General features: G+C 61.3%; 15 protein-coding genes. 5 read left to right on the top strand and 10 right to left on the bottom strand.

The window, feature by feature from the left end:
- Positions 1–28: 28 nt before the first annotated feature.
- The 7 genes from AC13F2_RS12475 to AC13F2_RS12445 all read right to left on the bottom strand — a co-directional run bounded on the left by AC13F2_RS12475 (position 29) and on the right by AC13F2_RS12445 (position 4,809).
- Positions 29–538 (bottom strand): hypothetical protein, encoded by a 510-nt coding sequence (locus AC13F2_RS12475; RefSeq protein ID WP_103022587.1) that lies wholly within the window; start codon positions 536–538, stop codon positions 29–31.
- The gene (gene rsmH, locus AC13F2_RS12470) at positions 538–1,476 is read right to left on the bottom strand and encodes a 16S rRNA (cytosine(1402)-N(4))-methyltransferase RsmH (RefSeq protein ID WP_482965379.1); all 939 of its coding nucleotides are present in this window, start codon (positions 1,474–1,476) and stop codon (positions 538–540) included. Before rsmH ends, AC13F2_RS12475 begins: the two co-directional genes overlap by 1 nt.
- Positions 1,473–1,976, bottom strand: a complete 504-nt coding sequence (locus tag AC13F2_RS12465; protein WP_482965378.1) for a division/cell wall cluster transcriptional repressor MraZ — start codon at positions 1,974–1,976, stop codon at positions 1,473–1,475. The genes rsmH and AC13F2_RS12465 overlap by 4 nt, the downstream gene beginning before the upstream one ends.
- A gap of 347 nt (positions 1,977–2,323) precedes the next feature.
- A complete protein-coding gene (locus AC13F2_RS12460) occupies positions 2,324–3,013 on the bottom strand; it encodes a DUF4350 domain-containing protein (protein ID WP_482965515.1) in 690 nt (229 codons plus the stop codon).
- A gap of 22 nt (positions 3,014–3,035) precedes the next feature.
- Positions 3,036–3,401: a hypothetical protein gene (locus AC13F2_RS12455; RefSeq protein ID WP_196846689.1), complete on the bottom strand. Its 366-nt coding sequence runs from the start codon at positions 3,399–3,401 to the stop codon at positions 3,036–3,038.
- Between the two features lie 31 nt (positions 3,402–3,432).
- Positions 3,433–4,449 carry a cysteine synthase A gene (locus AC13F2_RS12450; protein WP_482965514.1) on the bottom strand — a complete coding sequence of 339 codons (1,017 nt, stop codon included), beginning with the start codon at positions 4,447–4,449 and terminating at the stop codon, positions 3,433–3,435.
- A gap of 42 nt (positions 4,450–4,491) precedes the next feature.
- A complete protein-coding gene (locus AC13F2_RS12445) occupies positions 4,492–4,809 on the bottom strand; it encodes a 2Fe-2S iron-sulfur cluster-binding protein (RefSeq protein WP_196846691.1) in 318 nt (105 codons plus the stop codon).
- A gap of 92 nt (positions 4,810–4,901) precedes the next feature.
- Here AC13F2_RS12445 and AC13F2_RS12440 point away from each other — a divergent pair, with 92 nt between their 5' ends.
- Together AC13F2_RS12440 and AC13F2_RS12435 are read left to right on the top strand one after the other, a co-directional pair.
- Entirely contained in the window at positions 4,902–5,519 is a 618-nt protein-coding gene (locus tag AC13F2_RS12440) for a DNA-3-methyladenine glycosylase family protein (protein ID WP_482965377.1), read from the top strand.
- 22 nt (positions 5,520–5,541) lie between these two features.
- Entirely contained in the window at positions 5,542–6,348 is an 807-nt protein-coding gene (locus AC13F2_RS12435) for an SDR family oxidoreductase (protein ID WP_482965376.1), read from the top strand.
- Between the two features lie 6 nt (positions 6,349–6,354).
- On the opposite strand, the gene AC13F2_RS12430 is transcribed toward AC13F2_RS12435, so the two are convergent.
- Positions 6,355–6,648 carry a 4a-hydroxytetrahydrobiopterin dehydratase gene (locus AC13F2_RS12430; protein ID WP_103022578.1) on the bottom strand — a complete coding sequence of 98 codons (294 nt, stop codon included), beginning with the start codon at positions 6,646–6,648 and terminating at the stop codon, positions 6,355–6,357.
- Positions 6,649–6,706: 58 nt separating this feature from the next.
- Here AC13F2_RS12430 and ccmA point away from each other — a divergent pair, with 58 nt between their 5' ends.
- Together ccmA and AC13F2_RS12420 are read left to right on the top strand one after the other, a co-directional pair.
- Positions 6,707–7,288: a heme ABC exporter ATP-binding protein CcmA gene (ccmA, locus tag AC13F2_RS12425; protein ID WP_482965375.1), complete on the top strand. Its 582-nt coding sequence runs from the start codon at positions 6,707–6,709 to the stop codon at positions 7,286–7,288.
- Complete coding sequence (locus tag AC13F2_RS12420; RefSeq protein ID WP_482965374.1) at positions 7,285–7,938, top strand: heme exporter protein CcmB; 654 nt, start codon at positions 7,285–7,287, stop codon at positions 7,936–7,938. The genes ccmA and AC13F2_RS12420 overlap by 4 nt, the downstream gene beginning before the upstream one ends.
- Here the strand turns inward: AC13F2_RS12420 and map are convergent.
- Together map and AC13F2_RS12410 are read right to left on the bottom strand one after the other, a co-directional pair.
- Positions 7,935–8,762: a type I methionyl aminopeptidase gene (gene map / locus AC13F2_RS12415; RefSeq protein WP_221597838.1), complete on the bottom strand. Its 828-nt coding sequence runs from the start codon at positions 8,760–8,762 to the stop codon at positions 7,935–7,937. The genes AC13F2_RS12420 and map overlap by 4 nt on opposite strands.
- Before the next feature lie 40 nt (positions 8,763–8,802).
- Entirely contained in the window at positions 8,803–9,630 is an 828-nt protein-coding gene (locus AC13F2_RS12410; RefSeq protein ID WP_482965373.1) for a PdaC/SigV domain-containing protein, read from the bottom strand.
- 45 nt (positions 9,631–9,675) lie between these two features.
- On the opposite strand from AC13F2_RS12410, the gene AC13F2_RS12405 reads away from it, so the two are divergent.
- Positions 9,676–11,064: a leucyl aminopeptidase family protein gene (locus AC13F2_RS12405; protein ID WP_482965372.1), complete on the top strand. Its 1,389-nt coding sequence runs from the start codon at positions 9,676–9,678 to the stop codon at positions 11,062–11,064.
- Positions 11,065–11,124 lie beyond the last annotated feature (60 nt).

Raw genomic sequence — 11,124 nt, 5'->3', positions numbered from 1 at the left:
ATGGCGGGGCCAAAGCCGGAAAAAGCGTTCACTGGCTGACCTCCGCCACGGCGGCGATGCCGACCGCCGGGCTGGACAGGCGCTCGGCGAGCCCCCCAGCCGTTACCGCTGCCAGTTCGCGCCGGTCCGGACGATGAGCGGCGCTTTCCTCGTCATCGTCGATCCAGTCGGCGAAGAGGCTTTCCGATTCAGGTTCCGGTCGGTTCAAGGCCACGCGCACCGGAGATGGCGCGTTGATACCGCGCGGAGTGCCCAAAGCCGCAAGCTGGCGTTCACTCTCGAGATATTGGTCGGCACGTGGAGCGGAATAACCGAACTCGACCGCGTTCCAATCCGACAACTGCTGCTGGCTGGCGCGGGTTTCGAATTCGGTTTCGAGCATGAGCTTGGCCTGCTGTGCGGCGATGATCTGGCGTTCGGCGAGGCGCACGTCGCTCTTCACGGCGTTCACCTTGAACGTCAACGCCAGAAGCAGGGCGAAACAAACGGCCAGAACAAGCGCCCAGCCGATCTGACGAATACGCGATCCACCGACCATTACGCGGCCTCCCGTGCGGGCGTCGCGGTCCGCGTCGCAGCGCGCAGGACAGAGGAACGGGCGCGCGGATTGCGTTCGATCTCGGCCTCACCCGGCTTGATGGCCTTGCTGACTTTCGAAAAAACCGGATCGTCCTGCGCTGCCAAAGGGACATGACGCGAGGCGCTCGGGGTTGAGGACGCCTCGCGCAGGAAGCGCTTGACGATCCGGTCTTCGAGGCTGTGGAAGCTGACCACCACGAGGCGGCCCCCTTCACGCAGCACGTGCTCGGCGGCGGACAGTGCTTGGGACAGTTCGTCCAGCTCGCCGTTCACGTGAATTCTGATGGCTTGAAAAGTGCGGGTGGCCGGGTCTTTCTTATCGTGCGGTTTGTGGCCCAGCGCCTTGCGTACGACACGCGCCAGTTCGCCGGTCGTTTCGAGCGGACGTGCTGCTACGATGGCGCGGGCAACCCGGCGGGACTGGCGTTCTTCTCCATAGGTATAGAGAATATCGGCGATCGCCTTCTCGTCGGCACCGTTGAGAAAATCCGCCGCGCTCGCCCCTTCCTGGCTCATGCGCATGTCCAGCGGACCATCCGACGAGAAGGCAAATCCGCGATGCGCCTGGTCGAGCTGCATCGATGATACGCCAATATCCATCACCACACCGTCGACCCGCGCGATACCCGCCGCCGCCATGACGTCGACCATTTCGGAAAAGCGATGGGGATGCAGAACCAGACGGGGTGGATTTTCTTCCGCTTCGCTCCAGCTGCGGCCTGCGGCGATTGCGTCGGGATCCCGGTCGAATGCATGGACGATGGCACCGCGTTCCAGCAGCGCGCGCGTATAACCGCCCGCCCCGAAGGTTGCGTCGATCACGACGTCGCCCGGCTGCGGGTCCAGCGCTTCGATTACTTCGTCGAGAAGGACGGGGATGTGCGGCGCCCCGGTCACTTGCCAGCACCTTTGGTAGCGCCCTTACCCTTCGCATCGGCCAGAAAGCTTTCGCATGCCGCCTTGGCGCCGGCCCAGTCGTCGCCCATCTGTGCGAGCTCTTCCGGGTTCCACAATGTGAAGAAGCGACCGCCGCCCTGAAAATAGAGGCCGTCGTCGATGTTGCCAAGCGTGCGCAGATGATCGGGCATAACGAAGCGACCGCTGTCATCGAACGGCATTTCGATGAAGCCGAAGAGCTGGCTGGACCGGGTATCGCGATCGAATTCCTTGCCAAGCCGAACCGCGAGTTCTTCTTCGCGATCGAGCTGGGCCTCGAGCTCGGGCTTGCGCGACAGGCCGAAGCCGACGAGGCAGTTCCATGACGGATGCTTCATGAGGCACAAGACGCGCCCGTCGCTCGATTCCTTAACAGCCTTACGGAAAAGGGGGGGAAGCACGAAGCGGCCCTTGTCGCCCGCCGGCGAATAGGCCTGTCCGCTATACCCTCCGAAAGACACTGTCCCCAAACCCCAAATACGGTTTCGATTACCTCCCCATCAGGCAACACTTCCCCGCTCGCCCACACAGGTGGGCGAGGCGCCCGCCCCGTCACCGAGCGCGAATAGACAGTGCTTGTCCGATGTGTGTTTGGTTTATCGCGGGCAGAGCCGGGATGGAAGGGAAAATTGCGGGATTTTACGGGATAAGCTCGTAAAACTCTGAATTAATTAGATATAATTCGTTCGGCCAGAATTGATCCCATTACCGAGCGTCCCATTGGATGTCAGTGAAAACACGGATTTGCGCGAGTCCATCGATGGACTCGCGTCATGATCCCGCATCTTTCCCGTAAAATCCCGTGGGATCAGTTTAGTGCATCGCCGATCAGGGTCGCCAGCAAGACTTGCCTTTGCGCTGAGGTCGCCGCCGTCTCTTCACTATCCAATATCGCTGCATCCGCCATCAATGTGACCCGCCCGTCCCCGACACTGCACCAGGCGAAAAGCCCCGCTCCCGAGATTGTGCATTTGCCATCTCCCGTCGCGACGAACTGGCCCGCAAGATTGACAGGATACTGATTGCCGGAAACAGATATCAGGCGCTCCTCGCTTGGCTGCGCATCGTCGAAGCGCAGCTCGAGTCCCCAGCGAGTGAGGATGGGAGAAAGGAGCACAACATCTTGCGGACGGCGACGATCGCCGAGCGCAAAATCGCTGTGACGTGTCAGAAGTGGATCGGCGAAAATCAGCAGCCGACCTCCCGCGCGCACCCAATTGTCCAGTGCCACATTTTCGGACGGAGCAAGCGGTCGCGGTTGCGCCATAATCATGCGATCGAGCCCGTCGATCGCATCGGGCTCCACAGTGTCGAGCGGCTCGATGTCAAATCGCTGTTCGATAAGGTCGCGGACCCAGTCGCTTCGATTTGAGCCATCGAGTATTGCCGCCATGTCGCCCTCGCCCCAGTAAATCGGCAGGGTCGAGAACAGACCGACAGGGTGTTTGTGAGCGACCTCTTCGCTGACCTTGCCCGTGGAACAAGCTGCAAGCAGCACCGTCAGCAATGTAAGAACGCCTTTAGTTCTCGGCAGGCGAAGCATTGCTCTCAACCCGTGGCGGCGGCGTCAATACGGTATCTGGAACGGCCGTCGGCTCGACTGCGAGATCGGGAACCACACCGGCCTCTACCAACGGATCGTTCCGCGGAGCTGTCTGCGTCGGCTCGGTAGTAGGGGCAGCCTCGGGCACCGTCGTCGCATCTGTTTCGGCAGCACGGTCTTGGATGATGCTAGCCAGACCGACGAGCAGGATCATCATGACGATCCCGGTCGCGCCGATCTGCAGACGTTGCACCGTCCGCTCGCGGCGCGCGTCTACGCCACCGTTGACGTCGGGCAGCTCGCGCACCGATGGCTTGCGGCTCATGTCGAAAAATTGCGGCACGCGCATTAGCCTAGGCACCCCTGCCTGCCAGTCAATCGCCGGATTGCAACCAATCGAAAACCGGCAACTTTTTGGACGCCAGCCATTCGGCATTGTAGAGCGTGGAGAGGTAGCGGAAGCCGGTATCGCACAATATCGTGGCCACCCGCGGATTGTCGCGCCCCTCTGCGACCAGTTGCTTGCCCAGGGCGATGGCACCGGCAACGTTGATGCCGCTCGACAGACCGAGGCACAGCCCTTCTTCGCGCAGCAGGCGGGCCACCCATTCTAGACCTTCTTCATCCGAAACGCGGAACTGCGTATCGATCGGCGCGCCTTCCAGATTTCCGGTTATACGCCCCTGCCCGATCCCTTCGGCGACAGAGAACCCTTCAGCCTTAAGCTCGCCATTGGCGAAATAGTTGTACAGAGCTGCGCCGTGCGGGTCGGTCAGCGCAATGACGATGTTTTCGTCGAACTCTTTCAGGCCCATACCGACACCGGCGATGGTCCCGCCGGTTCCTGCGGCACAGGTAAAGCCGTCGATCCGGCCTTCGAGCTGCTCCCACAGTTCCTTGGCCGTTGTTTCGATGTGCGCCTTGCGATTGGCGGTGTTGTCGAACTGGCCTGCCCAGATCGCACCGTCGATTTCCTCCGCCATCCGGCGCGACACGTGCTGGAAATGGTTGCAGTCGGCATATTTGGTCGGCGGCACGGTGACCAGTTCCGCCCCGAGCGCGCGGATCGTGTCCATCTTCTCGTGGCTCTGGTTGTCGGGCATCACGATGATGGTCCGATAGCCCAGCGCATTGGCCACCAGCGCGATACCGATGCCGGTATTGCCCGCGGTTCCTTCGACCACAGTGCCGCCAGGCTTCAGGTCTCCGCGCGCTTCCGCATCGCGAATGATATAAAGGGCAGCCCGGTCCTTAACGCTTGCGCCTGGATTGGCGAATTCGCATTTCCCGAAGATGTCGCAGCCGGCTTCCGCGCTCGGCCCTTCGAGGCGCACGAGCGGCGTGTTGCCGATGAGATCGAGCGTGTGCTCGCGTACTGGAATTGAAGTCATGTCTGGCGAGGTAGGCGCAGCCACCTTAACCCGCAAACAACATCAATCTTCAGGCGCGATAGTAACCTTCAATCCGTCGAGTTCCGGCGTGAAGGGTATCTGGCAGGAAAGGCGCGATGTCGGGCTGCGGTGATCGGTCGATTCGAGCAGATCGTCTTCGTCCTCGCTCATTTCCGGCAATTTGCCGGCGAAGGATTCGTCGACGTGAACATGGCAGGTTGCGCAGGAACAACAGCCACCACACAAGGCCAGGAGTTCGTCGAAACCGTTATCGCGGATCGCTTCCATAACGGTCAGGCCGTCGGATACGTCGATTTCGCTGGTCTCGCCTTCGCGTGTGGTGACGATCAGTTTCGGCATTTTACGTCTTTCCTCGGTTGCAAAGGGCCACTGGCCCAACCTATGCGTCGCGCTGCTATTCAATCGGGAAAGGGAAGGCAAGCACACTCGCCATGGGCCTGACCAACGCACAATTGCGCGAACATCTCGACGCTGTAGCCGCAGATGACGCCATCGTCGCCGCCGCAATCGAGCGTTGCGGCTATCCCGAAGAGCGCATTCGCTCGACGGGTTACCGCACGCTCCTGCGCACGATAGTAGGCCAGCAGGTGAGCGTCGCGTCCGCTGCAGCAGTCTGGAACAAGCTTGAGGCGGAACTTGGCGAGGACATGCTTCCACAGGATCTGCTGGCCCGCGACTTCGATACATTGCGCGCCTGCGGACTGTCCCGTCAGAAACAGGGCTACGCCCGCAGCCTGTGCGAATTGGTGGCGAGTGGAGAACTGGCCTTCGACAACCTGCCCGAAGACGATGAAGCGGCCATTGCCGAACTCACCAGGATCAAGGGCATTGGCCGCTGGTCGGCGGAGATATATTTGCTGTTTGCAGAAGGGCGTAAGGACATCTGGCCTGCGGGCGACCTGGCGGTGCAGGAGGCCGTCGGTCGCATGCTCGAACTGCCGGCAAGACCGGGCGAGAAGGAAACGCGTGAGTTGGGGGAAAGATGGCGGCCCCATCGCGGCGCAATGGCCATCTTCACCTGGCACACATATAATAACGCCGCGCTTTAGACGCGCGAGAGGGAGAGACAGCATGGGTGATCGCAGGGGCATTTTCATCACTGGCGGTGGATCCGGAATCGGACGCGCAGTTGCCCTTTATTTCGGCCAGCGCGGCTGGTTTGTCGGCCTCGGTGATATCGACAAGGCGGGCATGCGCGAAACCGAAGAAATGATCGGAAACGGCTTTGTCTATTCGCACCCCCTCGATGTGCGTGACCGCTCCGCTTGGGACGAAGCGCTGGATGCGTTTTGCGTGGCTGCCGGCGGGCGCATCGATGTGCTGTTCAACAACGCAGGCGTACCGCTGGGCGGATCGCTGACCGAAAACAGCGCCGAGGAAATCGAACGCACGCTCGACATCAATCTCAAGGGCGTTCTGTTCGGCGCACAGGCGGCCTACCCCTACCTCAAGCAGACTGCCCCCGGCTCGTGCCTGCTTAATACCGCGAGTGCAGCGGGCTTGTACGGAACACCCGGGGCAAGCGTCTATTCGGCGACCAAGTTCGGGGTTCGTGCCGTGACGGAAAGCCTGGATGGGGAATGGGCTGTGGATGGGATCAATGTCCGCTCCCTCATGCCCAGTTTCATCGACACCCCCCTGCTCAATCACAACCCCAATGCGCGATCGAACGAGGATATTCGCCAGCGGGTGACGGGTGCAGGGCTCGAAATCACGCCGGTCGCGGATGTCGCTGCTGCGGCATGGGCCGCCATCCACGGCGACAAATTGCATACCGTCGTCGGCAAGACCGCGAAAACGCTGGCGTTCGGCGCACGCTGGCTGCCTGGCCGGGTTCGCAAGCAGACGCGCGCGCTGACCAGGCCGATGGGCGAATAACGAAGGTCAGGCCAGCAGCGCGTCGATCTTGCGCGCCATTTTCACATCGCGCAGGCTCAACCCGCCTGCATCATGCGTCGTCAGTGTGATTTCGACCCGATTATAGACATTGAACCATTCGGGGTGGTGATCGCGCGTTTCGGCAATCATGGCCACCCGCGTCATGAACGAAAACGCTTCGGAGAAATCGGAGAATTCGAACTTGCGCTCGATAGCAGCGCCATCGCGGCACGACGACCACTTCGGCAGCGCCCTCAGCCAGCTATCGCGTTCTTCCTCGCTCAACTGTTCTACTGCCATAACGCACGAATCTCCTCTCGCTTGTCGCGTGGGCGCCTTTTGCCTATCGCTCCCGCCCATGCAAGCTCGCCTCGCCGCAAAGGACATTGCCTGCCGTCGAGGCGAAAGACTGCTTTTTCGCAAGCTGTCGATAGACTGCGTCGCTGGCGATGCCGTGCATGTTACGGGGCCTAACGGCATCGGCAAATCCAGCTTGATCCGTATTCTTGCCGGCTTGCTCCGTCCCTATGCAGGGGATGTGCAGCATTACGGCGGAAGGGGCCTGGTCGATGAACGGTTGGCACTCGACGCCAATCTGCCGCTGGGCAAGGCCCTGGCCTTTTGGGAACGACTGGATGGCAATGCCGATATGGGACGCGCGGGCGACCTTCTCCAGCTCGCGCCGTTGCTGGACATTCCGGTTCGATATCTCTCGACCGGGCAGAAAAAGCGCGCCGCCCTTGCCCGCCTGATCAACTCCAATTGCCCGATCTGGCTGCTGGACGAACCGCTGAACGGGTTGGACCATCATGCGCAAACCGTTTTCGAAGCCCTGATAGATCAGCATTGCCGCGCCGGTGGGATCGCCTTTGTCGCATCGCACCAGCCTATAGCGCTACCCGCGCCGCTAACCGTCGCTCTGGCGGACTTTGCCGCATGATCGCTGCGCTGCTCAGACGGGATCTGGCCACCTTGTTGCCGGGCGGACACAGCGGCAGCGGGCTGTTGCCGCTGCTGTTCTTTCTTGCCGTCGCCATGCTGTATCCCTTTGCCGTCGGCCCCGACGCGCGATTGCTCGCACGGACCGGCGGAGGCGTAATCTGGATCGCAGCGCTCCTCGCCGCGATCCTGCCGCTGGAAAAGCTGGTGACGGGCGATCTCGACGCCGGGATATTCGATCAGCTGCGTCTGCGCGGTATCAGCGAAGAAACGGCCATGGCCGTCAGATTGCTCGCACACTGGCTGGCCTTTGCGCCGTTCCTTCTGCTCGCAACCTTACCGGCAGCCGCTTTGCTTGGCCTTGATGGCAAGACCACGCAGACAGTGCTCCTCGGACTAGTGGCTGGCACTCCGGGACTGGCGGCGGTTGGCCTTATCGTCGCCGCGCTTACCGCAAGCATGCGCGGCGGCGCGGCACTGGCAGGATTGATGGTCATCCCCCTGGCGGTGCCGATCCTCATTTTCGGCGCTGGCGCCCTCGCGCGCCCCGATCCCGGTGGTCTAATGCTCGCCGGAGCGATCAGTCTGGGGTTGTGCGCTGTCGCACCCTTCGGCGCCGGAGCTGCGCTGAAGGCAGCCCGCGAAACCTAATACGGCGGCTTGTGCAGTCCCTTGGGACTTTCGGTGAAGATTTCCACACCATCGTCGGTGACTGCGATGGAATGTTCGAACTGCGCCGATAGCGACTTGTCGCGCGTCACTGCAGTCCAGCCGTCGCGCAGGATCTTGGCGTGTGGTCGGCCCGCATTGATCATCGGTTCGATGGTGAAGAACATGCCGGGTTTCAGTTCCGGTCCCGTTCCGGCGCGCGCCGCATGGATCACCTCCGGCGCATCATGGAACAACCGGCCAAGGCCGTGACCGCAGAACTCCTGCACGACGCCATAACGGAACTGGCGCGCATGTTCTTCGATCGCCGCACCGATATCCCCAAGGCGTGCGCCCGGTTTCGACGCAGCATCGATCCCCAGCATCAGGCATTCATAGGTCACATCGACCAGCTTGCGCGCCTTGAGCGAAGGTTCGCCGGCAAAATACATCCGGCTGGTATCGCCATGCCAGCCATCCAGTAGCGGCGTGACGTCGATATTGACGATGTCGCCGTCCTTGAGAGCCTTGTCGGACGGTATGCCATGACAGATCACATGATTGATCGACGTGCAGCAGCTATGCGCATAACCGCGATACCCCATGGTGGCAGGCACAGCACCTGCATCCAGCATCATGGTGCGCGCCTTGTCGTCTATCTCGCCGGTCGTCACACCTGGCTGGACGAAAGTGGTCAGCTCGTCGAGGATTTCCGCCGCAAGACGCCCTGCCTTGCGCATGCCTTCATACCCGTCCGGGCCATGCAGCTTGATTGTCCCATCGCGATAGACGGTCTCGTCCGCCTCGATTACCTGATATTCCGTCATGCCGTGCACATAGTGACTTTAGGCCGCAATTGCGAGATGCCTATCGGCGAACGCTGAACGCACCCGCATATGCAGGCTTCACCGCATCGATCACGCTGGTTGTCACATCGAAATCCAGCTCATAGGCGCCTTCTGCATAGGGTCCGGCAACATACGGGCCGAAATAAATCCCGATCCGATCGAAGGTGTTGCCATTTGACGATCCGACCAGCACCGTGGCTTCGTCGAGCCCGGGGCAATTATCGAACATGCTGTCGCTATCGGGTTGGACCGCCATGCCTCGCCGCTTTTCCCGCTCCTTGTTGAGCGCATCGCAAAGCCGCGCGCCAAGCCCCTGTTCCAGGGCGACCGGTGAATTGAACATTTCGACCCCGGCAAGAGACGCCTTGGCCTGCTTGTCCCATACCAGCGACTGCTTGCCATACATTCCGTGCGCGCCGCCGGTATAATCGGAATAGTCGGCCGACAGACTGAGGAAATCGGGCAGGCTGGCGACGACCTTCCATTCCTTGGCGAAGCTGCGGCTACGACAACCACCGCAATCGCCGTCACCGGCGAGTTCGGTCAGCGTTGCATCCCATTCGGCGCGGTCTTCCTTCTCGCGCTGATCACGCTCTGCCCCCAACTGCTTTGCGAGTTCTGGAATGGCGCTTACTGCAGCGGGCCATTTGTAGGAAAACTCCCAGGTTCCGCCATCTTTCTCGGCGGTTTTCGCGATGTTGACCGCTTCCGCCTTGGTGCTTGAACTGGCCGAAGCACTCGCCTGCGCGGACGGATTGGACGTCCCCGTCTTGTCGGCGTACTCGGCTCCGTCGGAGCAGGCTGCACTCGACAGGGCGAGCGAAATCAGGAACAGGGGCGCGCGCATCACGGTTTCCTTTGCGACAACGATAGTCAGGGGTACGTCTTGAACATGGCCGACAAGCAAACGCTTATCCAGCCCGACCAGGGACAGGAAGCGATTTCCATTCATCTCGTCAACCGCGACGGGTACTCGGACTGGCGCAAAAAACTTTCGACCAGCCAACGCGCGGCTCTGGAAGGCCAGAAATTCGACGGGAGCGGCTATCAGGTCGGCATCGTACCGGATGGTGACGGTTGGTTCGCCGTCGGCGGGGTCGCTGACCCGAAGGAACTCTCCAGCTGGTGCATGGCCAAGCTCGCGGAAAACCTTCCCGAAGGTACGTATCGCAGGGCTGAGGGCGAACCGGGCCCCGCCCTGCATGGATGGCAGACAGCGCAGCATATATTCGATCGTTACAAGAAACCCGAACGGCCGACGGGCCCCCGAGTGATCCTGACCAAGGACGTGAAAGCGATCGATAGCGCCGTCGCAGAAGCGCAGGCGGTGTGCCTGGTGCGCGATCTGGTCAACACGCCGGCAGAAGACATGGGGCCGGCAGCGCTTGAAGAGCAATGCGAAAAGCTGGCGAAGCAGCATTCCGCCAAATTGAGCGTCACAAAGGGCGATGCACTCGAACAGGAGTATCCCATGGTACATGCCGTGGGACGCGCCGCCACGCGCCATCATGCACCGCGTATCATGCATCTTACATGGGGCAAGGAGAGCGATCCGGTCCTGGCCATCGTCGGTAAGGGCGTGTGTTTCGACAGCGGCGGTTTGGACGTAAAAAGCTCCACCGGCATGCTGCTCATGAAAAAGGATATGGGCGGCGCCGCGCACGCCATCGCGTTGGCAGGCCTTGTTATGAATGCAGGTCTTCCTGTCCGCTTGCAGCTGTTTGTCCCGGCAGTCGAAAATGCCATAAGTTCCAACAGCTTCCGGCCTGGCGATGTCCTCAAGAGCCGCAAGGGACTGTCTGTCGAAATCGGCAATACAGATGCCGAAGGCCGGCTCATCCTGGGCGACGCGCTGCAACGGGCAAGCGAAGAGAAGCCCGACCTTATTATCGATTTCGCTACGCTCACCGGCGCTGCGCGGGTGGCGCTCGGGCCTGAATATCCAGCGCTCATGACGCGCAGGGATGCAACCGCGGAGGCGCTGATCGCTGCAGGCAAGGCTCATGACGACGAACCCTGGCGCCTGCCCCTTCCCGATGCCTATCGTGAATGGCTGGTCTCGGAAATTGCCGACACCAACAATGCCCACGGCAATGCATTTGCGGGGGCAAGTGTCGCGGGCCTGTTCCTCGACAAGTTCGTTGGCGAAGGGATCGACTGGGCGCATTTCGATACCTTTGCCTGGCGCCCTCAGGCAAAACCGGGACGTCCCAAGGGCGGCGATGCCTATGGGCTGAGGGCCGCATGGCACATGTTGCAGGCGCGTTTCGGTGGAGGCTGAGGCTCGCCGCCTTGCCTGAAGTGAGCCGCGGCGTTAAGCGCGCGCAACGTTCATTTCCGG

The sequence above is a fragment of the Qipengyuania sp. L-5Y genome (genome assembly GCF_056859455.1).
The sequence above is the reverse complement of the archived record's forward strand: the minus strand, read 5'-3'. Positions and strand labels throughout refer to the sequence as shown.

Excerpts from the sequence above, each read along its gene's own strand:
- AC13F2_RS12445 (WP_196846691.1), bottom strand. The coding sequence starts at position 4,809 with ATGCCGAAACTGATCGTCACCACACGCGAAGGCGAGACCAGCGAAATC.
- AC13F2_RS12430 (WP_103022578.1), bottom strand. The coding sequence starts at position 6,648 with ATGGCAGTAGAACAGTTGAGCGAGGAAGAACGCGATAGCTGGCTGAGG.
- AC13F2_RS12475 (WP_103022587.1), bottom strand. The coding sequence starts at position 538 with ATGGTCGGTGGATCGCGTATTCGTCAGATCGGCTGGGCGCTTGTTCTG.
- AC13F2_RS12440 (WP_482965377.1), top strand. The coding sequence starts at position 4,902 with ATGGGCCTGACCAACGCACAATTGCGCGAACATCTCGACGCTGTAGCC.
- map (WP_221597838.1), bottom strand. The coding sequence starts at position 8,762 with ATGACGGAATATCAGGTAATCGAGGCGGACGAGACCGTCTATCGCGAT.
- AC13F2_RS12450 (WP_482965514.1), bottom strand. The coding sequence starts at position 4,449 with ATGACTTCAATTCCAGTACGCGAGCACACGCTCGATCTCATCGGCAAC.
- AC13F2_RS12435 (WP_482965376.1), top strand. The coding sequence starts at position 5,542 with ATGGGTGATCGCAGGGGCATTTTCATCACTGGCGGTGGATCCGGAATC.
- ccmA (WP_482965375.1), top strand. The coding sequence starts at position 6,707 with ATGCAAGCTCGCCTCGCCGCAAAGGACATTGCCTGCCGTCGAGGCGAA.
- AC13F2_RS12420 (WP_482965374.1), top strand. The coding sequence starts at position 7,285 with ATGATCGCTGCGCTGCTCAGACGGGATCTGGCCACCTTGTTGCCGGGC.
- AC13F2_RS12410 (WP_482965373.1), bottom strand. The coding sequence starts at position 9,630 with ATGCGCGCGCCCCTGTTCCTGATTTCGCTCGCCCTGTCGAGTGCAGCC.
- AC13F2_RS12405 (WP_482965372.1), top strand. The coding sequence starts at position 9,676 with ATGGCCGACAAGCAAACGCTTATCCAGCCCGACCAGGGACAGGAAGCG.